This window comes from Frigoribacterium sp. PhB116 (assembly GCF_004364285.1).
Classification (GTDB): domain Bacteria; phylum Actinomycetota; class Actinomycetes; order Actinomycetales; family Microbacteriaceae; genus Frigoribacterium.
In genome coordinates this window covers 1,129,714-1,152,123 of the sequence record NZ_SOBE01000001.1, presented here as the reverse complement: position 1 = coordinate 1,152,123, position 22,410 = coordinate 1,129,714, and the positions used below count along the sequence as shown (strand labels likewise).

22 protein-coding genes and 3 tRNA genes are annotated in these 22,410 nt (G+C 73.4%); 16 read left to right on the top strand and 9 right to left on the bottom strand.

The annotated features are described in order from the left end of the window. The first annotated feature begins 33 nt into the window (after positions 1-33). From EDF20_RS05210 to EDF20_RS05195, 4 genes are all read left to right on the top strand, one after another. Positions 34-765 carry a demethylmenaquinone methyltransferase gene (locus EDF20_RS05210; protein ID WP_208292575.1) on the top strand — a complete coding sequence of 244 codons (732 nt, stop codon included), beginning with the start codon at positions 34-36 and terminating at the stop codon, positions 763-765. Positions 766-810: 45 nt separating this feature from the next. Beyond that, positions 811-1,902 carry a polyprenyl synthetase family protein gene (locus EDF20_RS05205; protein ID WP_133737885.1) on the top strand — a complete coding sequence of 364 codons (1,092 nt, stop codon included), beginning with the start codon at positions 811-813 and terminating at the stop codon, positions 1,900-1,902. Positions 1,903-2,021: 119 nt separating this feature from the next. Further along, positions 2,022-3,437 carry an FAD-dependent oxidoreductase gene (locus EDF20_RS05200; RefSeq protein WP_133737884.1) on the top strand — a complete coding sequence of 472 codons (1,416 nt, stop codon included), beginning with the start codon at positions 2,022-2,024 and terminating at the stop codon, positions 3,435-3,437. Between the two features lie 143 nt (positions 3,438-3,580). Beyond that, entirely contained in the window at positions 3,581-4,069 is a 489-nt protein-coding gene (locus EDF20_RS05195) for a YajQ family cyclic di-GMP-binding protein (RefSeq protein ID WP_123546714.1), read from the top strand. Between the two features lie 137 nt (positions 4,070-4,206). Here the strand turns inward: EDF20_RS05195 and EDF20_RS05190 are convergent, their stop codons facing one another. Next, positions 4,207-5,118 carry a type IV toxin-antitoxin system AbiEi family antitoxin domain-containing protein gene (locus EDF20_RS05190; protein WP_133737883.1) on the bottom strand — a complete coding sequence of 304 codons (912 nt, stop codon included), beginning with the start codon at positions 5,116-5,118 and terminating at the stop codon, positions 4,207-4,209. Between the two features lie 320 nt (positions 5,119-5,438). Between EDF20_RS05190 and EDF20_RS05185 the strand changes: the two genes are divergently transcribed. From EDF20_RS05185 to EDF20_RS05175, 3 genes are all read left to right on the top strand, one after another. Beyond that, positions 5,439-5,520, top strand: a tRNA-Tyr gene (locus tag EDF20_RS05185). A 104-nt stretch (positions 5,521-5,624) separates the two neighbouring features. After that, on the top strand, positions 5,625-6,479 hold the full coding sequence (locus EDF20_RS05180) for an inositol monophosphatase family protein (protein WP_133737882.1): 855 nt from the start codon (positions 5,625-5,627) through the stop codon (positions 6,477-6,479). A 216-nt stretch (positions 6,480-6,695) separates the two neighbouring features. Further along, entirely contained in the window at positions 6,696-7,874 is a 1,179-nt protein-coding gene (locus EDF20_RS05175; RefSeq protein WP_133737881.1) for a M23 family metallopeptidase, read from the top strand. Between the two features lie 156 nt (positions 7,875-8,030). On the opposite strand, the gene EDF20_RS05170 is transcribed toward EDF20_RS05175, so the two are convergent. Further along, complete coding sequence (locus EDF20_RS05170) at positions 8,031-9,788, bottom strand: glycoside hydrolase family 13 protein (RefSeq protein ID WP_133737880.1); 1,758 nt, start codon at positions 9,786-9,788, stop codon at positions 8,031-8,033. Positions 9,789-9,863: 75 nt separating this feature from the next. On the opposite strand from EDF20_RS05170, the gene EDF20_RS05165 reads away from it, so the two are divergent. Next, complete coding sequence (locus EDF20_RS05165; RefSeq protein WP_347876489.1) at positions 9,864-10,832, top strand: aldo/keto reductase; 969 nt, start codon at positions 9,864-9,866, stop codon at positions 10,830-10,832. Between the two features lie 51 nt (positions 10,833-10,883). Here the strand turns inward: EDF20_RS05165 and EDF20_RS05160 are convergent, their stop codons facing one another. Then, entirely contained in the window at positions 10,884-11,450 is a 567-nt protein-coding gene (locus EDF20_RS05160) for a 2'-5' RNA ligase family protein (protein ID WP_133737878.1), read from the bottom strand. Between the two features lie 120 nt (positions 11,451-11,570). On the opposite strand from EDF20_RS05160, the gene EDF20_RS05155 reads away from it, so the two are divergent. From EDF20_RS05155 to EDF20_RS05135, 5 genes are all read left to right on the top strand, one after another. Further along, positions 11,571-11,642, top strand: a tRNA-Thr gene (locus tag EDF20_RS05155). A gap of 36 nt (positions 11,643-11,678) precedes the next feature. Continuing rightward, a tRNA-Met gene (locus EDF20_RS05150) sits at positions 11,679-11,752 on the top strand. A 160-nt stretch (positions 11,753-11,912) separates the two neighbouring features. After that, positions 11,913-13,082, top strand: a complete 1,170-nt coding sequence (locus tag EDF20_RS05145) for a 3-oxoacyl-[acyl-carrier-protein] synthase III C-terminal domain-containing protein (RefSeq protein ID WP_133737877.1) — start codon at positions 11,913-11,915, stop codon at positions 13,080-13,082. A 2-nt stretch (positions 13,083-13,084) separates the two neighbouring features. Next, on the top strand, positions 13,085-13,888 hold the full coding sequence (locus EDF20_RS05140; protein ID WP_279586168.1) for a class I SAM-dependent methyltransferase: 804 nt from the start codon (positions 13,085-13,087) through the stop codon (positions 13,886-13,888). After that, complete coding sequence (locus EDF20_RS05135; protein ID WP_133737876.1) at positions 13,885-15,069, top strand: NAD(P)/FAD-dependent oxidoreductase; 1,185 nt, start codon at positions 13,885-13,887, stop codon at positions 15,067-15,069. The genes EDF20_RS05140 and EDF20_RS05135 overlap by 4 nt, the downstream gene beginning before the upstream one ends. A 42-nt stretch (positions 15,070-15,111) precedes the next feature. Here EDF20_RS05135 and EDF20_RS05130 read toward each other — a convergent pair whose 3' ends face one another. Beyond that, positions 15,112-16,065 carry a UbiA family prenyltransferase gene (locus tag EDF20_RS05130; RefSeq protein ID WP_133737875.1) on the bottom strand — a complete coding sequence of 318 codons (954 nt, stop codon included), beginning with the start codon at positions 16,063-16,065 and terminating at the stop codon, positions 15,112-15,114. Between the two features lie 204 nt (positions 16,066-16,269). Beyond that, entirely contained in the window at positions 16,270-16,479 is a 210-nt protein-coding gene (locus tag EDF20_RS16025) for a DUF3072 domain-containing protein (protein ID WP_223269422.1), read from the bottom strand. Between the two features lie 172 nt (positions 16,480-16,651). Here EDF20_RS16025 and EDF20_RS05120 point away from each other — a divergent pair, with 172 nt between their 5' ends. The 3 genes from EDF20_RS05120 to EDF20_RS05110 are packed head-to-tail and all read left to right on the top strand — an operon-like array spanning position 16,652 to position 18,617. Continuing rightward, complete coding sequence (locus EDF20_RS05120; protein WP_133737874.1) at positions 16,652-17,101, top strand: MaoC family dehydratase N-terminal domain-containing protein; 450 nt, start codon at positions 16,652-16,654, stop codon at positions 17,099-17,101. Then, the gene (locus EDF20_RS05115) at positions 17,098-17,529 is read left to right on the top strand and encodes a MaoC/PaaZ C-terminal domain-containing protein (protein ID WP_133737873.1); all 432 of its coding nucleotides are present in this window, start codon (positions 17,098-17,100) and stop codon (positions 17,527-17,529) included. The genes EDF20_RS05120 and EDF20_RS05115 overlap by 4 nt, the downstream gene beginning before the upstream one ends. Then, positions 17,526-18,617, top strand: a complete 1,092-nt coding sequence (locus EDF20_RS05110) for a UDP-N-acetylmuramate dehydrogenase (protein WP_279586167.1) — start codon at positions 17,526-17,528, stop codon at positions 18,615-18,617. The genes EDF20_RS05115 and EDF20_RS05110 overlap by 4 nt, the downstream gene beginning before the upstream one ends. Before the next feature lie 7 nt (positions 18,618-18,624). On the opposite strand, the gene EDF20_RS05105 is transcribed toward EDF20_RS05110, so the two are convergent. From EDF20_RS05105 to EDF20_RS05090, 4 genes are all read right to left on the bottom strand, one after another. Then, the gene (locus tag EDF20_RS05105) at positions 18,625-19,329 is read right to left on the bottom strand and encodes a response regulator transcription factor (protein ID WP_279586166.1); all 705 of its coding nucleotides are present in this window, start codon (positions 19,327-19,329) and stop codon (positions 18,625-18,627) included. Further along, entirely contained in the window at positions 19,326-20,606 is a 1,281-nt protein-coding gene (locus EDF20_RS05100; RefSeq protein ID WP_133737872.1) for a sensor histidine kinase, read from the bottom strand. The genes EDF20_RS05105 and EDF20_RS05100 overlap by 4 nt, the downstream gene beginning before the upstream one ends. Positions 20,607-20,638: 32 nt before the next feature. Further along, positions 20,639-21,442 (bottom strand): ABC transporter permease, encoded by an 804-nt coding sequence (locus tag EDF20_RS05095; RefSeq protein ID WP_133738117.1) that lies wholly within the window; start codon positions 21,440-21,442, stop codon positions 20,639-20,641. 89 nt (positions 21,443-21,531) lie between these two features. Then, a complete protein-coding gene (locus EDF20_RS05090) occupies positions 21,532-22,383 on the bottom strand; it encodes an ABC transporter ATP-binding protein (protein WP_123546701.1) in 852 nt (283 codons plus the stop codon). Positions 22,384-22,410: the final 27 nt, after the last annotated feature.

Here is a 22,410-nt window from a genome sequence, read left to right as displayed (position 1 = left end):
CACGCACGGGGCATGCCGGTAGGATCGACCATCGTGACCAAGGCCGATATGAACAAGCAACCCGACGAGGTCGCGTCCATGTTCGACGGCGTCGCCCGCCGCTACGACCGCACGAACGACGTGCTCTCCGCGGGCAACGCCGTCCTGTGGCGCGTCGCGACCGTCAAGGCGATCGGCGCGGGCCCGGCAGACCGGGTCCTCGACATCGCCGCGGGCACCGGCACCAGCTCGGCGGCCATCGCCGCGCGGGGCGCCGAGGTCGTCGCGCTCGACTTCTCGCACGGCATGGTCGAGGTCGGCCGCGAGCGCCACCCCGAGATCGAGTTCGTCGAGGGCGACGCCGAGCAGCTCCCGTTCGACGACGCGACGTTCGACGCCGTCACCATCTCGTTCGGCCTGCGCAACGTCAACCGGCCGAAGCAGGCGCTCGCCGAGATGTACCGGGTGCTCAAGCCCGGCGGCCGTCTCGTCGTCTGCGAGTTCTCGACGCCGCCGTTCGGCCCCCTCCGCGCCGCCTACGGCACCTACCTGCGGCACGTCATGCCGGTCGTGGCCCGGGCCGTGAGCAGCAACACGCCCGCCTACTCGTACCTCGCCGACTCGATCGGCGCGTGGCCCGAGCAGCAGGTGCTGAGCCAGTGGCTGCGCGGCGCGGGGTTCACCCGGGTGGCGCACCGCAACCTGACGCTGGGCATCGTCGCCCTGCACCGGGGCCGCAAGCCGGCCGACCCGTCGACCCGCGCCTCCGCGGCGAAGAAGAAGTAGCCGCCGCCCCCGGGCGGTCGACCAGACCAGACGAAGGTGACCCCTGTGAACCCGAGTGTGCCGCTCACCCGCCGCAGCAGCTCCCTGAGCTCGTCGCTCGGCCTGGGCGAGAAGCTCTTCGCCTCGCCCGCCGACCGGCGCTTCGTGCAGTCGGTCGACGACGGCCTCGAGCTCGTCGAGCAGGGCCTGCTCCGCGAGATCGCGTTCGCCGACGAGATCGCCGACGCGACGACGCGCTACCTGCTCGCCGCCGGCGGCAAGCGCGTGCGCCCGACCCTGACCCTCCTCATCGCGCAGCTCGGCGACGGCGCCACCCCGGGCATCGTCGCGTCCGCGCAGGCGACCGAGATCACGCACCTCGCGTCGCTGTACCACGACGACGTCATGGACGAGGCGCAGATGCGTCGAGGGGTGCCCAGCGCCCAGACCGTGTGGGGCAACAACGTCGCGATCCTCGCCGGCGACCTCCTCTTCGCCCGGGCGAGCACCATCGTGTCCGGCCTCGGACAGGAGGCGATCCTGCTGCAGGCCGAGACCTTCGAGCGGCTCTGCCTCGGCCAGCTGCACGAGACCGTCGGGCCGCGCGAGGGCGACGACCCCATCGCGCACTACATCGACGTGCTCGGCGACAAGACGGGCTCGCTCATCTCGACCGCGGCCCGTGCCGGCGTCATGTTCTCGGGGGCGCCCCGCGAGTACCTCGCCCCCGTCGCCGAGTTCGGCGAGAAGATCGGCATCGCGTTCCAGCTGATCGACGACGTGATCGACCTCTCCGACCAGGCCGAGGAGACGGGCAAGCGCGCCGGCACCGACCTGCGCGCAGGCGTCGTCACCCTCCCGCTGCTCTACCTCCGTCAGGAGGCGCAGACCGACATGGAGGCGGCGGCCCTGCTGGGCGTCATCGACCAGGTCGTCGACGCCACCCGTGCGGCGGAAGACGGCGCAGACCCGGTCGACGAGGCCGAGTTCGCCGAGATCGTCCGTCGGCTCCGCGAGCACGAGGTCACCGACCGCACGCGCCGCGAGGCGCACCGGTGGGCGTCGGAGGCGCTGGCCGCCCTCGAGGCACTGCCGGCGGGCCCCGTCAAGAAGGCCCTCACCCGGTTCGCCGACCGCGTCGTCGAGCGGTCCGCCTGACCGGCGACGCGCCTCCTCGGAACCGACTGCACCGCTGCACCGCACCTGATCACCACAGACACCGCACCGTCCGCACGGCCGGCACCGCCGAGCCGTACACCAGCAGAGAGAGACAACTCGTGACCACCCTTCGACTGGCCATCGTCGGAGCCGGCCCCGCCGGCATCTACGCCGCCGACATCCTGCTCAAGGCCGAGAAGGCCTTCGACGTGTCGATCGACCTGTTCGAGCAGCTGCCTGCCCCCTACGGCCTGGTCCGCTACGGCGTCGCCCCCGACCACCCGCGGATCAAGGGCATCGTCAACGCCCTGCGCGACGTGCTCGACAGCGGCGACATCCGCGTCTTCGGCAACGTCCGCTACGGCGAGGACATCACCCTCGACGACCTCAAGCAGCACTACAACGCGGTCATCTTCTCGACCGGCGCCATCAAGGACGCCGACCTCGACGTCCCCGGCATCGAGCTCGAGGGCAGCTACGGCGCCGCCGACTTCGTCAGCTGGTTCGACGGGCACCCCGACTTCCCGCGGACCTGGCCGCTCGACGCGCAGTCCGTGGCCGTGGTCGGCGTCGGCAACGTCGCCCTCGACGTCTCGCGCATCCTCGCGAAGCACGCCGACGACCTGCTGCCGACCGAGATCCCGGACAACGTCTACGCCGGGCTCAAGCAGTCGTCGATCACCGACGTGCACGTCTTCGGCCGTCGCGGACCTGCCCAGGTCAAGTTCACGCCGCTCGAGCTGCGCGAGCTCGGCGAGGTGCGCGACGTCGACATGGTCGTCCACGACGAGGACTTCGACCACGACGAGGCCTCGAAGACCGCGATCGCGACGAACAAGCAGGTCTTCGTGATCGACAAGGTGCTGAACCAGTGGCGTCAGCGCGAGGTCGGCACGGCGTCGCGTCGGCTGCACCTGCACTTCTACGCGAAGCCGCTCGAGGTCGTCGGCGACGACGAGGGCCGTGTCGCGGCGTTCCGGTACGAGCGCACCCGGCCGGACGGCCAGGGCGGCGTCGAGGGCACCGGCGAGATCCGGAAGGTCCCGGTGCAGGCGATCTACCGCGCCGTCGGCTACTTCGGCTCGCCCCTCGACGGCATCCCCTTCGACGAGCGTCGCGGCGTGATCCCGAACCACGAGGGCCAGGTCATGGACGACGACAACCAGATCATGCCCGGCGTCTACGCCACCGGCTGGATCAAGCGCGGGCCCGTCGGCCTGATCGGGCACACGAAGTCCGACGCCATGGAGACCGTCAAGCACGTCATCAACGACCAGGCGAGCTGGTGGCAGCCCGCCGACACGTCCGACGAGGCGATCCCCGCCCTGCTCGAGCAGCGCGGCGTCGAGTACACCGACCTCGAGGGCTGGCACCGCCTCGACGAGCACGAGCAGTCGCTCGGCGCGCAGCACGAGCACGAGCGCGTGCGCGTCAAGGTCGTGCCCCGCGACGAGATGGTCCGCGTCTCGCGGTCCGGCTCCGGTGCAGGCCCGGACACGGGCTCCGACTCCGACGCGGCGGTCGTCTCCGTCTGACCTGCCGTCGCCTCCTCTCGGAGGCGACCCGCGCCTCCTGCGCCCTGCCCTCGGGCGGACCGCAGGAGGCGCGTCGTCGTCTCCGGGGCGCGCTCCCGGCGCTGGCGTCACCGGCCCCGGCGCTCGTGGCTAAGCTGGTCGACATGGCAGACAGCTCTTTCGACGTGGTCAGCAAGGTCGACAAGATGGAGGCGGACAACGCCCTCCACCAGGCGCAGAAGGAGATCGAGCAGCGCTACGACTTCAAGGGCGTGGGCGCGTCGGTCGACTGGAGCGGCGAGAAGCTGCTCCTCAAGGCGTCGACGGAGGAGCGGGTCAAGGCCGTCCTCGACGTCCTGGAGTCGAAGTTCATCAAGCGCAGCATCAGCCTCAAGCACCTCGACGCGGGAGAGCCCTTCGCCAGCGGCAAGGAGTACCGCATCGAGGCCGCCCTCAAGGAGGGCATCGAGCAGGACGCGGCGAAGAAGATCGGCAAGATCATCCGCGACGAGGGCCCCAAGAGCGTCAAGAGCCAGATCCAGGGCGACGAGCTGCGCGTGCAGTCGAAGAGCCGTGACGACCTGCAGGCCACCATGGCCCTGCTCAAGAAGGCCGACCTCGACGTCGACCTCCAGTTCGTCAACTTCCGCTGACAGCCGGCCCGGCCCGGCCCGCACCCGCCGCCTCTGCCTGCCCCGGCCGCCTCTGCCCGTGGGCCGCTGCCGCCTGGTCTGGCACCGTCGGCCCGAAATTTGAGAGGGATCCGAGCGCGGGTCGCTGTTGGTGCCGTTCATCTCAGTGCGCGGAGGCGAGGAATGTCTCCCTTTGAGATGCCGAGCGTCCACATTGCCGCTTCGACCGTGGCGAGGACGCCCGGCCAGGCGAACATGACGTCCGGGTAGGGGAACTCGAGCACCGTGTAGCCGAGGACGACCATCTCGGAGATCCGTCGTCGGTCGGAGTTGTACGACGCGGCCGAGGAGTGGTGGTCGACGCTCACGCACTCGACGATGAGCCGGTCGCCGATGAGCAGATCCGGCCGGATCGACTCGGTGAGTCCCGGTTGCACGAGTGTCTTGATCCCCGCGTCCGCGAGTCGAACGCGCGCGATCGACTCCGTCCCCGACTCCGCCCGGGGGTCTGCGAGATCGACCGCGGCGCGCAGGCGAGCAGGCAGCCGTCGGCGAACCAGCTCGACGTCGACGGGGTCGACGACGTGTCCCGCTCGTTGGACCGAGTCGAGCACGGCCACCGCCTCCCACACGGGGAGGTGCAGCAGGGACTGGGCCACTGCAGGGACGGGCGAGACGACCAGCCTGTCGGCCAGCGGGTCGAGGTGGTGCGCGTCGCGGAGGACGACGACCGACTCGTCTCGTCGGGTGAGGCGGCGGCCCGCGTCGTCGGGGTGACGGAGCCGGTGGTCGTTCGAGCGGACGCTGACGAACAACGGCGCACCGTGCGGTTGCCATCCGCCGATGAGCGCCGTCGAAGACGGGCCGGCCAGCGCGCCGCCTACGCGGGCGGACCGGATGATCTCCGGCGCGAGATCCGGCGCCGCGTAGAGGCCGTGGCGGACGCGGAGCAGGTGACCAGCGCGCCACGCTCGGTCCAGCATCTCCTGCGAGGCGCCGTCCTCCAGGAGCTGACGGCGTGAAGCGAGGCCACCGTGACGAGCCAGCGGCTCGGAGAGAAGAGCGTCCATCAGCTGAGGGTGCTGAATCGGCTGCGGTCTCTCCCGCCGCGCAGAGCGTGCTGTGGACAAGACGAGGTGTCCAGGGGCCGGGGGAGGGCTCGACCGTGTCGATCAAGTCGAACATGCAAACGGAGACAGATTCGCGCTCTGGCGACGGCAGCGCGTGATGATCGACGGCAGGAGGGCGCGGATCGCTCTCAAATCACGGAAGAAGAGGCGGAAGGGCGGAAGGGAGGGAGGGGGTGGGGCGGGGTGGTCAGCGGGAGGCGCCGGAGGCTGTATATTTGTCTGGCGCCTCCGGTCGGTGATTACATGGGCCGGGCGTGCATGGCAAGTTACCCAAGCGGCCAAAGGGATCTGACTGTAAATCAGCTGGCGTAGCCTTCGGGGGTTCGAATCCCTCACTTGCCACAGTTCACCGCTCCTCCGGGAGCAGGCGACACCACGACGGACTCGAGAGATCGGGTCCGTTCGTCGTTTCTGCGGTCGATCGAGCACGACCGCCAGGAGACCTCATGGACGACACCAGCACCAGCACCGAGAACAGCACCAGCACCGGCACGAGCCCCCGGGACGTGGCCGAGCTCCTGGCCCTCGCCGTCGACGTCACCACGGCCGCAGCCCGGCTCGCGGCCGCGCGGCGTGCCGAGGGGGTCGAGGTCGCCGACACGAAGAGCAGCCTCGTGGACGTGGTCACGCACACCGACCGCGAGGTCGAGTCGTTCCTCCGTGCCCGTCTCGCCGCGCTGCGTCCCGGCGACGGCTTCCTCGGCGAGGAGGGCGACCCCGACGACTCCTCCACGGGCCTCACGTGGGTAGTCGACCCGATCGACGGCACCGTCAACTTCCTCTACGGGATCCCGCAGTGGGCGGTGAGCGTCGCCGTCGTCGAGGGCGGCCCCGATCCGCTCACCTGGTCGGCCCTCGCCGCCTGCGTCGTGAACCCGCTCTCGGGCGAGGTGTTCACGGCGAGCCGAGGAGGCGGCGCCTGGCTGGGCGAGGACCGTCTCGTCCCGTCCGCCCCCGCCTCGCTCGCGGAGTCGCTCTTCGCGACGGGGTTCTCGTACGAGGCCGGCCGGCGGGTCGAGCAGGCCGCCGTGGTCGGCCGCCTGATCGGGCAGGTGCGCGACCTTCGTCGCCTGGGAGCCGCCTCCCTCGACCTCTGCGCCGTCGCGGCCGGTCGTCTCGACGTGTACGCCGAACGTGGCCTCAAGCCGTGGGACCACGCCGCCGGCGTGCTCGTCGCGCAGGAGGCGGGCGCGGTGGTGCGCGGCGAGAACGGCCAGGCGCCGAGCGGCAGGCTCGTGGTCGCGTCGGCACCGAGCGTCGCCCGGGCGGCCGATGCTCTCCTCGAGGATGCAGGGTTCTGACCTGCGTCTCGCGAAAAGGTCTCTGATCAGGCCTTCCTGCGAGAAGTCCGGCGTCTGCACCACCGTGACACCCGAAGGCGGGTAGCCATCTGGTGAACGAGCGGCTACCCTTGACGAGTTCGTTACTTCTCCGTGACCTTCGTCCGGAGTCGTCTCGTCCTCGACCTCGAGAGCCGATGAGCCCTCTCCCGCCCGAACCCCGAGGATCCATCACCCGTGTCGAAGTCCCACCCCATCGCCGAGCCCGAAGGCGACCAGCAGTCGCGTCGTGCACCCGTCGATCAGCGGGATGACGCGACCGGAGCCCCGGTGCAGCAGGTCTTCACGACCCGCCGCGAGGCCCGTGAGGCCGAGCGTCGCGCCGCAGCTTCCGTGTCCGTCCCCGTCGCGTCCCCTGCTCCCGACGTGTCCGGTCCCGTCGCTCCCGTGCCTGCTCCCGCCGTGACCGCTCCTGTCGCGTCGACCGCCGCCGAGACCGCCCCGGCCCACGCCACGAGGGCCGAGCGCCGCGCCGCCGAGGCCGAGGCTGCTCGCCGTCGAGGCCGTCGCCCGGCCGTCGCCGAGGCTGTGTCCGCCCCTGAGACGAACCGCGCGACCGCGCGTGCCGCGCAGCGCCCCGTGGCCCCGCGAGCTGCCGCCGCCCCGCGAGCCGCTGCCGCCACGACGGCTCGGGCTGCGGCCCCCCGTCAGCGCAGCGCGTTCCGCAGCGCGGGCAAGCGCGTCACGGTCGTCGGCGCCATGGTCTTCGCCGGCGCGATGCTCGTCTCCACCTCCGTCCCCGCCAACGCCTTCTTCGTCGACACCGCCGAGCGGACCGTGGCCAAGAAGGCCACCGCGAGCCAGACCTTCGTGGCCGGCGCCGCCGCCGACGACGCCGCGTCCCGCGACGGCTACTCCGTCACCGAGATGAAGGTCGCGCCCGTCAGCGAGTACGCCTCGACGAGCTCGAGCACCTTCTCCAACGACGTGGCCGGCACCGTCCAGTGGCCCTTCGCCACCGGGGTGCCGATCAGCAGCGGCTTCGGCGCTCGTCACGTCTCGAACTGCGGTTTCTGCAGCACCTTCCACAACGGCCTGGACTTCGTGCCGGGTGCGGGCTCGCCCATCCAGGCGATCGCCGACGGCACCGTCAGCGCGGTCACCGGTCCGGGCGGCGCCTTCGGCAACCACGTCGAGATCGAGCACGTCATCGGCGGCCAGAAGGTCACGTCCACGTACTCGCACATGCAGACCGGCTCCGTCCAGGTCTCCGTCGGCGAGAAGGTCACCGTGGGGCAGCTCGTCGGCAAGGTCGGCAGCACCGGCAACAGCACCGGCGCCCACCTGCACTTCGAGATCCACCTCGGCGGCGTGCCCGTCGACCCGTACCCCTGGCTCACCGCCAACACGAACTGACCCGTCGGAGGTGCCTACGGGCCCGAGCGGGTCGGTGACCGGCCCGGTGCGGCCAGTGACCAGCCGGCGCACGAGCTGCGGGGCTCGCCCCCGACACGACGAAGCCCCCGACCTCGGTCGGGGGCTTCGTCGTGCGGGACGGCAGGGGCGCGGCGCTCAGCCCACGTCGTCGACCGAGGCGAGCCACACGGCGGCGTTGGGCGGCAGCGCCGGCCCGTCGAGCGCCATCGTCGACAGCAGCACGTCGCCGACCGGCAGCTCCACCGCCACTTCGCCCGTGTTGGCCACCACAGTGACGCCGCCGCTGCGGAAGGCCACGACGCTCGCGTCGTAGCCCTCGACCCAGGTGAGGTGGGCGGCTCCGAGCTCGTGCTCCGCGCGCAGGGCGAGGGCCGAGCGGTAGAGCTCCAGCGTCGACCCGGCGACGCCCTGCTGCTCGTCACGGGCGTAGGTCGACCAGTCCTCGGGCTGCGGAAGCCAGGAGGCGCCGGTCGCGCTGAAGCCGAAGGCCGGCGCACCCGACTCCCACGGGATGGGCACGCGGCAGCCGTCGCGCCCGTAGCGCTCGCCCTCGGTGCGGAACCACGTCGGGTCCTGGCGGCTCTCGTCGGGCAGGTCGACCGCCTCCGGCAGTCCGAGCTCCTCGCCCTGGTAGAGGTAGGCGCTGCCGGGCAGCGCGAGCATGACGGCGGAGGCCGCCCGGGCACGGGCCAGGCCGAGCTCGGGGATCGGCAGGCCCGCGCTCTTCGGGCCGATGCCGTGGCCCTGCGGGTTCTCGGCCGTGAGGGCCAGGCGGCTGGCGTGGCGCACGACGTCGTGGTTGCTCAGGACCCAGGTGCTCGGGGCGCCGACGCTCGAGAACGTCTCGATCGACTGGTCGACGACCCGGCGGATCGCCGTGGCGGACCAGCCCGTCTCGAGGTAGGCGAAGTTGAAGGCCTGCTGCATCTCGTCGGGACGCACCCACTTCGCGAGCTTCGACAGGGGCTCGACCCACGCCTCCGCGACCATGACCCGGTCGCCGGGGTACTCGGCCAGCACCTGGTGCCACTCGCGGTAGATCTCGTGCACGCCGTCCTGCGCCCAGTAGGGCGGGGTGGCGTCGGCGGTCTCGCCGCCGCCCATGCTGCCGGCGTCGGCGGGCGGCGTGTAGTCCGGCAGGCCGTCGGCCTTGATCATGCCGTGGGCGACGTCGACGCGGAACCCGTCGACGCCCCGGTCGAGCCAGAACCGCAGCACGTCGACGAAGTCGGAGCGCACGAGCGGGTTCGTCCAGTCGAGGTCGGGCTGGGAGGTGTCGAAGAGGTGCAGGTACCACTGCCCCGGTCGGCCGTCGGGCTCGACGAGGCGCGTCCAGGCCGGTCCGCCGAAGACGGACTGCCAGTTGTTCGGCGGCAGGTCGCCGTCGGGCCCCGTGCCGTCGCGGAACATGTAGCGCGCACGCTCGGCCGAGCCGGGGGCCGCGGCCACGGCGGCGCGGAACCACGCGTGCTCGGAGGACGTGTGGTTGGGCACGAGGTCGACGATCAGCCGGAGGCCGAGCTCGGTCGCCCGGGCGCGCAGGGCGTCGAAGTCGTCGAGCGTGCCGAAGAGCGGGTCGACGTCGACGTAGTCGGCGACGTCGTAGCCCGCGTCGTGCTGGGGCGACGTGTAGAACGGCGAGAGCCAGACCGCGTCGACGCCGAGGTCGGCGAGGGCGTCGAGCCGCGAGGTGATGCCGGGCAGGTCGCCGACGCCGTCGCCGTCCGCGTCGGCGAACGAGCGCGGGTACACCTGGTAGATGACGGCCGTGCGCCACCACTCGCCGCCGCGCTCGGCGCCGGACGACGGGGTCGACTCGATGTCGGGGGCGGTCGTGGTGTCGGTCTCGGCGGGGGAGTCGAGCGTGTCGCCCGTGGTCTCGTGTGAGGACATCCCGCCACGATACGGCAGCGGCAGGGCGGCTCCGCCCGGTAGCGTGGGGCTCCCACGACACGGATCGGCGGACCTCTGGACTCCTTCATCGACCTCGCGAACGGCGACTGGTCCGACGACCCCCGCCCGTTCCCCCTGGCCCTCGGCACGAACGTCTTCGGCTGGACGGTCGGTGCCCCGACGGCACTCGAGCTGCTCGACCTGTTCGTCGGCGACGGGGGCCGCGTCGTCGACACGGCCGACGTGTACTCGGCATGGCTGCCCGGCAACTCGGGCGGCGAGTCCGAGGCGATCATCGGCCGCTGGCTGGCCCGCCCGGGCAACCGCGACCGCGTGCTCGTGAGCACGAAGTGCGGCCAGCACCCGGCCGCGCCCGGCCTGTCGCGGGCGAGCATCCGCAGCGCCGTCGAGGCCTCGCTGACCCGACTCCGGACCGACCGCATCGACCTGTACTCGGCGCACTTCGACGACGACGAGACGCCGCTCCGCGAGACGGTGACCGCGCTGAGCGAGCTCGTCGACGAGGGGAAGATCCGCTTCGCCGGCGCCTCCAACTACTCCGCCGGGCGGCTGCGCCAGGCCCTGGCCATCGCCGACAGCGACGGCCTGCACCCGTTCGTCGCCGTGCAGCACCCCTACAACCTGGTGAGGAGGGGCGAGTACGAGACCGAGACCGCCCCGGTCGTCGACCACTTCGGCCTCGCCGTCCTCCCGCACTCGTCGCTCGCCAGCGGCCTCCTGACCGGCAAGTACCGGGGCAGCGACGCTCCCCGGTCGTCGCCGCGCGAGGGCCGTGCGGCGAGCTACGCGACCCCGCAGGCCCTCGGGGTCGTCGAGGTCGTGGCCGAGGTCGCGGAACGGCACGGGGTCGCGCCTGCCGCCGTCGCCGTCGCGTGGCTCGCGTCGAGGCCCGGCGTCGTGGGCGCACTGGCCAGCGCCCGCACCGTCGAGCAGCTGGACGACCTGTTGGGCTCGGCGTCGGTCGAGCTCGACGACCGCGACCTGGCGGCCCTCGACGCGGCGTCCGCACCGCCGGCCTCGTAGGAGGAGGAGGAGGCGCCTCGCTGGCGGCGTCGACTCCCGGCAGGCGCCCCGTCAGCGTCCGAGGACGACGATCGTGCGGACGCTCGGGTCCCACCGCCGACCCGCGACGAGGCTCGGGGTCGTGGCGGGCGCCGGGGCGCCGGCGCCCTCAGGGGCCTCGCGCGCCTCCTCGTCCTCGAACGCCTCGACCGCGGCGAGGGCCCGGCCGACCGCCTCGGCGTCGAGCCGGCTCGCCAGCGTGACGTGCGGCACCCAGAGACCGGGGGAGGAGTGGGTCACGTCGTCCTCGCCGCCCACGATCGCGTGCACCTCGGCCTGGAGCTCGAGCAGGGCACGCGTCGCGACGATGGAGCGCACGAGCACGTGCCCCCGGCCGTGCCCGAAGACCAGGGGCGCGCCGAGCACGACCGGCAGCGGGAGCAGGCGGTCGAGCAGCTCGGTCAGCGCCGGGTCGGCCGCGCCGTCGATGCCCCGCCGCGCCAGCAACGTCACGTGCGGGGAGTTGGAGCTGCTCGCGTGGTCGGCCTGCGAGGGCAGACCGGCGTCGGAGAGCGCAGCCCACTGGGCACGGATCCGGGCGTCGGCGGGCCCGTCGAGCAGGAGTTCGATGCTGTGCACCCGTCGATGATGGCCTCGAGGAGGAGGCGCGCGCCCGGTGTCCTCAGAGGGCTCGCGGCTCTGCTACCCTTGTCTGGTGCCGATCGGCAGTCGCCCTCCTGGGCGACTGAGCGAGGTCACGCCCCGATAGCTCAGTGGTAGAGCACTTCCATGGTAAGGAAGGGGTCGTCAGTTCAAACCTGACTCGGGGCTCCGGCTGGTCACGGTCACACCGTGCAGACAGCTTGCGGCGGGGTAGCTCAGTTGGTTAGAGCACACGGCTCATAATCGTGGTGTCGCGGGTTCGAGTCCCGCCCTCGCTACCGCAAGGCCCTGAACGTGCATCCGCACGAGCGGGGCCTTTCTCCTTCTTCGGGCTGTTCGTGTTCGGGCTGTGCCTCCTGAGGTTGTGCATCCTCGGGCTGTCCCCCTCCGGCCTCCGTTCCTGATCACCGTGCGCCGCCGGTCGCCTACGCTCGAGGGATGTCCCCGAGCATCCACAGCATCGGCACGGCCGTTCCCTCGACGATCATCGGGCAGGACCACATCCGTGACGTGTTCCGCAGCCAGCCGGGGCTCGGCCGCCTCGCACCGCGGCTGATCGGGGCCGTCTTCGACGGTGCCCAGATCGACACCCGCCACACGGTGATCGACGAGCTCGGCGCCGAGCAGCCCGGCCAGCCCGAGCAGCCCGGCCAGCCCGACGCCGCCCCTGTCTTCTTCGACCGTGCCGAGGGCCGCATCCTGCGCCCCGGCACCGGAGCCCGCAACGACGTCTACGTCGAGCGGAGCCCCGACCTCTTCGTCCGGGCAGCCGAGGAGGCGCTGGCCGGCGTCCCGGGGATGACGGCCGCCGACGTCACCCACGTCGTCACCGTCTCGTGCACCGGCTTCTTCGCGCCGGGCCCCGACTACCTCCTGGTGCGCCGGCTCGGCCTCGCGGCCTCGACCCGTCGGCTGCACATCGGGTTCATGGGCTGCTACGGCGCCTTCCCCGCTCTGCGGGCGGCCCGCGACACGTGCCTCGCGGAGCCGGACGCCGTCGTGCTCGTGGTGTGCGTCGAGCTCTGCACCCTGCACCTGCGCAGCTCGGACGACACCGACGCGATCGTCGCCTCCTCGGTCTTCGCGGACGGCGCCGCGGCGGCCGTCGTGTCGTCCCGGCCTGCGGCGGCCGGTGCGCCGGTGCTCGACCTCGACGTGCTCGAGACCGTGCTCACGCCCGTCGGCGAGGACGACATGGCGTGGAGCATCGGCGACCAGGGCTTCGACATGGTGCTGAGCAGCTACGTGCCGCACATCGTCGAGGAGCACGTCGACTCCGCGCTCGCCCCGCTGCTCGAGGCCGGCGGCGTGGCCGTCGACGAGATCGACGGCTGGGCCGTGCACCCCGGCGGCCGCAGCATCCTCGATCGCGTCGAGTCGCAGGTCGGCGTCAGCGAGGCGCAGATGGCGCCGTCGCGCCGGGTGCTGCGCGACTACGGCAACATGTCGAGCGCGACGGTCCTGTTCATCCTCCGTGAGCACCTCGAGGGCCGTGGAGGCGCGGACGACTCACCGGCACCTCCCGCCGTCCGCAGGGTGTGCGCCATGGCCTTCGGGCCCGGCCTCACCGTCGAGAGCGCCTTGCTCACCCGCCGGGTCGGCGGCTGACCGTGGTCGTCTCCGAGACGAGGAGGTCGCGGGATCCCCGCGGCCCCCTCGTCGACGTGGGGCAGCGCGACACCGGGCTCCGTGAGCTGATGGACGACCCTGCCTGCGACCTGGGCCGGCTGAGGCGCACCTACGCCGTCTTCCCGCTCGTCAACGGGCTGGTGGCCGGCTGGCGACGCGCGTACCGAGAGCGGATCCGGCCGCTCCTGTCGGCCGACCGGGCGACCACCCTGCTCGACCTCGGATCGGGCGGCGGCGACCTCGCGCGCTCGCTCGCCCGGTGGGCCCGCCGCGACGGGCTGCGCCTGGAGGTGACGGCCGTCGATCCCGACCGGCGTGCCCACGACTTCGCGAGCGCCCGTCCGGCCGACGGCGTCGTCCACCGGTGCGCGTCGAGCGGAGACCTCGTCGAGGCGGGCGCGCAGTTCGACGTCGTCGTCTCGAACCACGTGCTGCACCACCTCGACGACGCGTCCCGGGCCGACGTCCTGGCCGACAGCGGTGCGCTCGCCCGCCGGCTCGTGCTGCACAGCGACATCCGGCGGTCGCGCGCTGCCTATACCGGGTACTGGGTGGGGACACTGCCGCTCGCGCGCACCTCCTTCGTCCGGGTGGACGGGCTGCGCTCGATCCGCCGCAGCTGGACCGACGCGGAGCTGGCCCGCGAGCTGCCTGCCGGATGGAGGGCCGTCCGCCGACCGCCCTTCCGCGTCTGGGCCGTGCTCGACCTCGCCGCCGACGCCGCCGCTCCGGGCTCAGGCGAGGCCCGACGCGCAGGCGACGTCGAGCCCGGGCCGCGCTCGTGATCACCCACGACGTCGTCGTCGTCGGCGGGGGGGCGGTCGGCGTGCTGGCCGCGGCCCTGCTGTCGGCGCGCGGCCTCGACGTCGCGGTCTGGGAGCGCCGTGCCGAGGCGCCGACGCTCTCGCGTGCCATCGGGGTCCACCCGCCGTCCCTCGACGTGCTCGACCGGGTGGGCGCGGCCGAGCCGCTCGTCGCCGACGCGGTGCCCGTGCGTCGCGGGGTCGCCCGCATCGGCGGGCGCACCCTCGGCACGGTCAGCTTCGACCGGGCGCACCCCCGGTGGCCGTTCGTCGCCGCCCTGCCGCAGCACCGCACGGAGCAGCTGCTGCGCGACAGGCTGGAGTCGCTCGCGCCGGGCTCGCTCCGGCGCGGTCTCTCGCTCGACGGGCTCGAACAGGAGCCGGACCGGGTGCTGCTCCGCGGCACGGCCGACGACGGACCGGTGGAGGCGGCCGCCCGCTTCGTCCTCGCGGCCGACGGTGCCCGCAGCCCGTTGCGAGACGCCCTCGGCATCGACGCGCCCCTGCGCCGCTACCCCGACCGCTACGTGATGTGCGACGTGGACGACAGCACCGGTCTCGGCGCCGACGCGGTCGTGCACCTCGAGCGTCGGGGCGTCGTCGAGTCGTTCCCGTTGCCGGGCGGGGTGCGGCGCTTCGTGGTGCTGCTCGATCCTCACGCCGCCGACACCGGGACCGCGGCCGAGGCAGGCGCCGCGCCCGGCGCCGAGCTGGTCGCGGGCCTCGTCGCCGAGCGCACCGGCCTCGACATCGACCCCGGCACGGCGACCATGACGAGCGCCTTCGGGGTGCAGCGCCGGCTGGCGCGGCGCACCGTCGCCGGGCGGGTCGTCCTGATCGGCGACGCCGCCCACGAGATCAGCCCGATCGGCGGCCAGGGGATGAACCTCGGCTGGCTCGACGCGGACGCCGTCGCCCCCGTCCTCGCGCGGGCCCTGCGCTCGGCGGGCGGGCGCCGCCTCGACCCGGCCGTGTTCCGGGCGTACGAGGAGGCGCGTCGCCGGTCGGTCGCCCGCTCGGCCCGGCAGGCGGAGGTCAACATGGCCCTCGGCCGTCCCGTCGGGCCCGTGGTCGGCGCGCTCCGGCAGGTCGGCCTGTCGGCGGCGCTGCACCTTCCGACCCGACGGCTCCTCGCGTCGCTGTACTCGATGCGCTTCGTCTGACCCGGAGCTGCGCGCCGGGGCGGAGGGGACGTCTCGTGCCGGTCAGGCGACGAGGGCCGTGCCCGCCAGCGCGAGGGAGGCGACCAGCACGAGTGCCGCCGCGATGACCAGCCGGAACAGCCCCCGAGTCGCGCCGCCCCGACGGACGAGCCTCGCCCCGACCACGGACAGCACGAGCGCGGCGGCGGACCCGACGAGGCCCGCGCCGGTGCGGACCGGCGTCAGGGAGCCGTCGAGGAGGAGCCCCCCAGCCGTCACGACCGCCGCCGTCCCCAGGGCGGCGAACGCCACGAGCCCCGCCCGCAGGCGTCCGAGCCGGTGGGGCAGCCCGACGACGCCGGTCCGGGCGTCGTCGTCGAGGTCGGGCAGCACGTTGGTGAAGTGGATCGCGACGCCGAAGGCAGCGCCCACGACCAGGGCCCAGGCCGCCGGTGCGGCCGGAGGCGCAGCAGCGAGGGTGACCACGGCGGGCAGGGCCCCGAAGCCGACGACGAAGGGAACGGCCGACCACGCCGTGCGCTTGAGCCCCAGGTTGTAGGCCCAGCCGGAGGCGAGGAAGACGAGGTGGGCGACGCCGGCGGCCCAGCCGAGGACGAACGTGAGGCCGACGGCGAGGACGGTCACGACGGTGACGGCGGCCACCGCGGTGCTCGTCGAGACGAGTCCGAGCGCCAGGGGCTTGTCGCGCCGACCGACCTGGCGGTCGCGCGCGGCGTCGACGAGGTCGTTCGAGAGCCCGATCGAGAGCTGGCCGGCCAGCACGGCGGCACCGAGCAGCAGGGTGCGGCCGACGCCGAGGCCGACCGCCGCCCCGAGGACGACCGAGAGCACGGTCACCGCCACGGTCGGACCGGGGTGTGTGGAACGCGCCAGGGCGACGACGGTCGAGCCGTCCGATCCCGTCACGGTCGCGGCCTGGCTCGACGAGGACGCGCCCGAGCGCTGGTCCGAGGCGAAGCCCTGGAGCAGATGCGGGCTGAGTCGACGCGGGACCATCCACGGAGGTGAGATCGAGTGAGCACGCCCGGGCCGGGGGAGACCCGGACGTGCTCGTCAGCCGCTCGCAACCTTCGGTGGGACACGTGGATCAGGACCTGTCCCTGGCTGTCGATCGAGGGCTCGCGTCGAGTTACCATCCCAGACGTGGGGGAAGTGTACGACGCGAGCCCTCGCACCGGTAGAGCCATCGAGCAGACTCGGCTACTGGCCGCGACCGGTCTTCTCCTGCAGGCGGTCGATGTGCTCGCTCGCCTTGGCCTTGCTGAGGTCGGCGGGCAGCTCTTCGCCTGCCTCGCGGGCGAGCGTGTCGAGGTAGCTCTTCTGCGGGCCGGTCATCGGCTCGTCGCCGGTCACCCAGTCCTCAGGGTCCTTCGAGGCGGTGGTGGAGGGGTCGGGACGTTCGCCGCCCAGGGTCTCGCCGCTGCCTTCGTCGGCGCTGCCCGCGTCGGCGCCGGAGGCAGGTGCCCCGCCGCCCTCGGGTGCTGCGGGGTCGACGGGCGTGATGTCAGGGTCGATGTTCGAGTCGCTCATGGGGAGAACGTACGCCGCGCCCCCGACATCGGCCCCGGTTAGACTCGACGCCGTGCCTGTGAACCCCGATCTGCAAGGGCGGGTCCTCCCGCCGGCCCCCGCCTACCTCGTCGGCCGGGAGAAGGTGCGCGAGTTCGCCCGTGCCACCGGCTCGACCAGCGCCCTGTCGCTCGACCCCGAGGCCGCGCGCGCCGCCGGCCACGCCGACGTCGTCGCCCCGCCGACCTTCCCCGTCGTGGTGCAGGAGGCGACCCTCGCGCAGCTCCTCGCCGAGCCCGACGCGGGCATCGACTTCTCCCGGGTGGTGCACGGCGAGCAGCGCTTCCGCTACAGCCGCCCCGTGGTGGCGGGAGACGAGCTCACGGCCACGCTCACGGTGACCAGCGTCAAGTCCCTCGGCGGCAACTCCATGGTGACCGCCTCCTCCGACATGGTCGACCAGGCCGGGGCGCACGTCGTCACCGCCGTGTCCACCCTCGTCGTGCGGGGGGACGACGCGTGAGCGCCCTCGAGGTCGGCCAGGTCGTGGCCCACAAGACCTACCCGCTGACGCGCGACTCGCTCGTCCGCTACGCCGGCGCGTCCGGCGACTTCAACCCGATCCACTACCGCGACGACGTCGCCGAGTCCGTCGGCCTGCCGGGCGTGCTCGCCCACGGCATGCTGACCATGGGCACGGCGGTGCAGCCCGTCGTCGAGTGGCTCGACGGGTCGGGCGACGACGCCGGCGTGATCGGCTGGGTCTCCGACTACCAGGTCCGCTTCACGCGTCCGGTGGTCGTGCACCCGGCCGACGGCGCCGAGCTGTCCGTCACCGCGAAGGTCGCGGCGCTCGACGACGAGGCCGGCACGGCGCGGGTCGACCTCACCGTGACGGTCGACGAGAAGACCGTGCTGGGCAAGGCCCAGGTCGTGGTGACCCTGGCGTGACCTCCTTCTCCGAGCTGACGACGATGCGGGTCGGAGGCGAGCCCGCGCGGTTCGTCACGGCCGACGCCACGGACGAGCTGATCGACGCCGTCCGCGCGGTCTGGGCCGACGACGAGCCCTGGTTCGTCCTCGGCGGCGGCTCGAACACGGTCGCCTCCGACGAGTCGTTCGACGGCACCGTCGTCCACGTCCGCACGCGCGGCGTCGAGCGGCTCGACGACGTCGACGGCCGGGTCCGCCTGCGGGTCGCCGCGGGCGAGCCCTGGGACGACCTCGTGGCACGCACGGTCGACGAGGGCTGGTCCGGTCTCGAGGCGCTGAGCGGCATCCCCGGCTCGACGGGCGCCTCCCCGATCCAGAACATCGGCGCGTACGGACAAGAGGTGTCCTCGACGGTCGTCTCGGTCGACTTCCTCGACGCCGACACCGGGGAGTTCGTCCGCGTGCCCGCCGCCAACCTCGGCCTCGGCTACCGCACGAGCGTGTTCAAGCAGGGCCGGGCGGGCGTGGTGACCGCGGTCGAGTTCGCGCTCCGCGACGCAGGAGGCGCGAGCGAGCAGGTCTCGTACCCGCAGCTCGCCGGGGCCCTCGGCGTCGACCTCGGGGCCCGGGTCTCGGTCGCCGACGTGCGGTCGAGCGTGCTGGCCCTCCGCGCCTCCAAGGGCATGGTGCTCGACGCCGACGACCGCGACACGTGGTCGAGCGGCTCGTTCTTCACGAATCCCGTGGTGTCCCGTCAGGGGGCCTCGGAGCTGCCCTCGGACGCCCCGCGCTGGCCCATCGACCCGGAGCCCGAAGATCAGGTGGTGCCGCTCGGCGAGACTCCGGCACCGCCGCCTCCGCCGACGAGCGGGGCCGTCAAGCTCAGCGCTGCGTGGCTGATCGAGCACGCGGGCGTCGCGCGCGGCTTCCGTCTGCCGGGCTCGGGGGCCGCGATCTCGACGAAGCACACGCTGGCCCTCACCAACCGGGGCAGCGCCTCAGCCGACGACGTGGTCGAGCTCGCCCGCTTCGTGCAGCAGCGGGTGCTGGCCGAGTTCGGCGTCCTGCTCCGCCCCGAGCCGGTGCTGCTCGGCCTCGACCTCTGACCTGACGTCAGGCGCGTGTCGAGGGCAGCCAGCCCCGCTCCATCGCGAGGGTGACCGCGCGCGTGCGGTCGCCCACTCCGAGCTTCTCGAAGACGTGCTGCAGGTGGGTCTTGACGGTGGCCTCGCCGACGAAGAGGCGCAGTCCGATCTCGCGGTTCGAGCAGCCCTCGGCGACCAGCACGAGCACCTGGGTCTCGCGGGGGCTCAGGGGCGTCGGCGTCGAGCCCGAGGAGCCGTCCGCGGCAGCTCCGCCTGCGCCCTCTGATCCCGAGGCGTCCGCCTGCGACGCCGTCCGGCGAGCACGCCCCACGAGCAGCGCGGCCATCGACGGCGCGAGCGCGACCTGCCCGGCGACGACCGAGCGGAGCCCCGCGAGCAGCTCCTCCTCGGGCGCCGCCTTGAGGAGGTACCCGCTGGCCCCCGCCTCGACGGCGCCGAGGATGGCGTCGTCCGACTCGTAGGTGGTCAGCACGACGACGCGGGCGGTCGGCACGTCCCGCAGCACCGCCTCCGTCGCGGCGACGCCGTCGAGCCTCGGCATGCGCAGGTCCATGAGCACGAGGTCCGGTCGCAGCTCGGTCGCGAGCTCCACCGCCTCGACGCCGTCGGAGGCCTGGCCGACCACCTCGAAGTCGGGCGTCGCCGTGAGCATCGCGGTCAGCCCCTGCCGCATGATCGGGTGGTCGTCGACGACCAGGGTGCGCACGCTCACGACTGCTCGCCGCCGGGCAGGTGCGCCGTCACGGTCGTGCCGCCGGGCGCGCCCGCGTCGCCGGTGCCGCTCACGATCTCGAGCCGGCCGCCGGCCAGCCGCAGCCGCTCGTCGAGGCCGTCGAGCCCGAAGCCGTCGCGGGACGCAGCAGGATCGAACCCGCGGCCCTCGTCTCGCACCGAGAGGACGACGTCCCCGGCGATGCCGGCCCCGCGGGCGAGCGCGACGTGCGCCGAGCGCGACCCGCTGTGCTTGCGGACGTTGGCCAGCGCCTCCTGCGCCGCCCGGATCACCACGACCTGGTGGTCGCGCGGCAGGACGAGCCCCGGCTCGACGTCGACGCTCACGGCCACGCCGCTCTCGCGCGAGAACCGCCCGGCGAGGCGTCGCAGGGCGTCGGCGAGGTCGCCGCTGTCGAGCCCCGAGGAGGCGGTGGCCGCGACGAGCGTGCGGGCGTCGGTCAGCGCGTCCCTGGCCGACGACTCGATGAGCTCGAGCTGGGCGAGGCCGGCGGCGGCGTCCCCGGCGGCGACCGACGACCGCGCCTGCTGGCTGAGCATCACGAGCCCGGTGAGGCTCTGAGCGACCGTGTCGTGGATCTCGCGGGCGAGGCGCTCGCGCTCGGCCACGGTGCCGGCCTCGCGGTGCCGGGTCGCCAGCTCGTCCTGGGCGGCGCGCAGCTCGTCGAGCAGCCGGCCCCTCTCGACGCCGGTGTGGGCGATCGACGAGATCCAGAAGCCGAGCGCGATGCTGAAGAGCAACGAGAGCCCCTCGCTCGTGGCGGCGGTCGCGAGCGTGTCCGCCGACCAGCCGAGGCTGACGACGAAGCCGGCCGAGATCGCGAGGCACAGGGCGACGTTGGCGACGATCGCCGAGCGGGGCGTCGGGAGCACGGTCCAGAGCAGGGGCATCAGGAACGCCTGCACCACCGCGAGCTGCGGGGCGCCCGAGACGGCGAGCCCGCCGACGACCACCACCGCCGCGACCACCACGACCTCTGCCCTGCCCACGTGGTCGTCGTCCCTCCGCACCACCGGCCGAGCGAGCAGCAGCCAGGTCAGGACGAACAGCCCGGACGCGGCCAGGGCGAGCGGGCGGCTGCCGACGGCGCTGCCGCCGTCGGACTCGCCCGCGAGGGCGAGCACGACGAGCACCACGGCGGTCGCCCCGGCCCCGACGTCCCACCAGCGCATCGCGACGCGGCTCGTGCCGCGGCTCACGCCAGGCCCCGCGCCGCGGTCGGCGGTGCGGGCGCCCTCGGCTGCCGTGGCGGTCATGTCCGTCACCGTACCGTCCCGCGCAGCCGCGGTCAGGCGTCCTTCCGGCCCCAGCGGAACGTCAGTCGGGCCGCGATCGCGCCGGCCACGAGCCAGACGCCCAGCCAGAGGGCCACGCCCGGCAGGTCCCAGGTGCCGCCGACCTCGGCCGCCGCCGACGACTCGGGCAGGAACACGCTCCGCATGCCCTGGGCGAGCCACTTCAGCGGGAACGCCGAGGCGACCTGCTGCAGCCACGTCGGCAGCTGCGCGAACGGCAGGTAGACACCGGACACGAACTGCAGCACGAGCGTGATCGGCACGATGACGGCGGAGGCGCTGCGCCCGGTGCGAGGGACCCGGGACAGGCCGATCCCGATCAGCGCCGAGCCGGCGAGGCCGAGCAGCCACACCCACGCGAACGTCGCCCACGACGACGCCTCGGTCGGCAGCGGCACCCGGAACAGCACCCGGGCGACGACGAGGAGGAGCGCCACCTGCAGCAGGTTCGTCACGACCACCTGCCCCAGCTTCCCGAGGAACCAGGAGGCGACGGGCAGCGGCGTGCCCGCGAGCCGCTTGAGGGTGCCGTCCGAGCGCTCGACGGCGATGTCGATCCCGAGGGCCTGGACACCCGAGAGCAGGATGCCCGCGGCCATCATCCCCGGCAGGTAGTACGCGGCGGCGTCGACGACCGAGCCGTCGGGCCTCACCCCGAACGAGCCGGACGCGCTGAAGGCCGTCGAGAAGATCGCCAGCATCACGACGGGGAAGAGGAACGTGAAGAACACCGTGTCGCCGGCGCGGAAGTAGGTCCGCACCTCGTGGCGCACCTGGACGCCGGCGAGGGCGAGCACGCGGCGGAGGCCGGCCGTCGAGGAGGCGCCGGTCCGGTCCGAGGGACCACGGGACGAGCGCGTCGCGGTCGCGGTCCGCGGAGCCCCGGTCACGACGCCGCCGCCTCGGCGACGAGCTCGAGGTAGACGTCCTCGAGCGACGGGCGCACGACCTCGAGGTCACGCAGCTCCGCGCCCGCGCCGTGCAGGCGCGCGACAAGGCCGCCAGGGTCGGCGGTCCGCTCTTCGTGACTGCCCGCGGCGTCCGACCACCGCACCAGCGGGGTCCGGGCCGCGACGCTGCCGATCTCGTCGGGGCGTCCCTCGGCGACGACCCGCCCCTCCGTGATGACCGCGACCCGGTCGCTCAGCTGGGCGGCCTCGTCGAGGTAGTGGGTGGTGAGCAGGATGCTCGTGCCGTCGTCGGACAGCGACCGGATCAGCCCCCAGAACTGCCGCCGCGCCTCCGGGTCGAAGCCCGTCGTCGGCTCGTCGAGGAACAGCAGCTCGGGGTCGCCGACGATGCCGAGAGCGACGTCGACGCGGCGCCGTTGGCCGCCCGAGAGCGCCCGGACGCGGCTGCCCGCCTGCGCCTCGAGCCCGACGGCGGCGACGACCTCGTCCACGTCGCGCGACCGCGGGTAGAGAGCGGCCATGTGGGCGACTTGCTCGCGCACGGTCGAGGTGCCCTGCTCGGCCGAGGTCTGCAGCACGATGCCGATGCGCGCCTTCCAGTCGAGCCCGCCGTGTCGCGGGTCGGTGCCGAGCACGAGGGCCTCGCCGCCGGTGCGGTCGCGGTGCCCCTCGAGGATCTCGATCGTCGTCGACTTGCCGGCGCCGTTCGGGCCGAGCAGGCCGAGCGTCTCGCCGGCCCGGAGGTCGAACGAGACGCCGTGCAGGGCGGTGGCGTGCCCGTAGGTCTTGGTGAGGTCGCGCACTCGCACGACGGGCTGTGGGGTCATGCTCCGAGCCTCGGGGAGGAGGCGCGG

Coding starts and splice junctions, on each gene's coding strand:
- EDF20_RS05195 (WP_123546714.1), top strand. CDS start 3,581: ATGGCAGACAGCTCTTTCGACGTGGTCAGCAAGGTCGACAAGATGGAG.
- EDF20_RS05190 (WP_133737883.1), bottom strand. CDS start 5,118: ATGGACGCTCTTCTCTCCGAGCCGCTGGCTCGTCACGGTGGCCTCGCT.
- EDF20_RS05180 (WP_133737882.1), top strand. CDS start 5,625: ATGGACGACACCAGCACCAGCACCGAGAACAGCACCAGCACCGGCACG.
- EDF20_RS05170 (WP_133737880.1), bottom strand. CDS start 9,788: ATGTCCTCACACGAGACCACGGGCGACACGCTCGACTCCCCCGCCGAG.
- EDF20_RS05145 (WP_133737877.1), top strand. CDS start 11,913: ATGTCCCCGAGCATCCACAGCATCGGCACGGCCGTTCCCTCGACGATC.
- EDF20_RS05130 (WP_133737875.1), bottom strand. CDS start 16,065: ATGGTCCCGCGTCGACTCAGCCCGCATCTGCTCCAGGGCTTCGCCTCG.
- EDF20_RS05100 (WP_133737872.1), bottom strand. CDS start 20,606: ATGACCGCCACGGCAGCCGAGGGCGCCCGCACCGCCGACCGCGGCGCG.
- EDF20_RS05090 (WP_123546701.1), bottom strand. CDS start 22,383: ATGACCCCACAGCCCGTCGTGCGAGTGCGCGACCTCACCAAGACCTAC.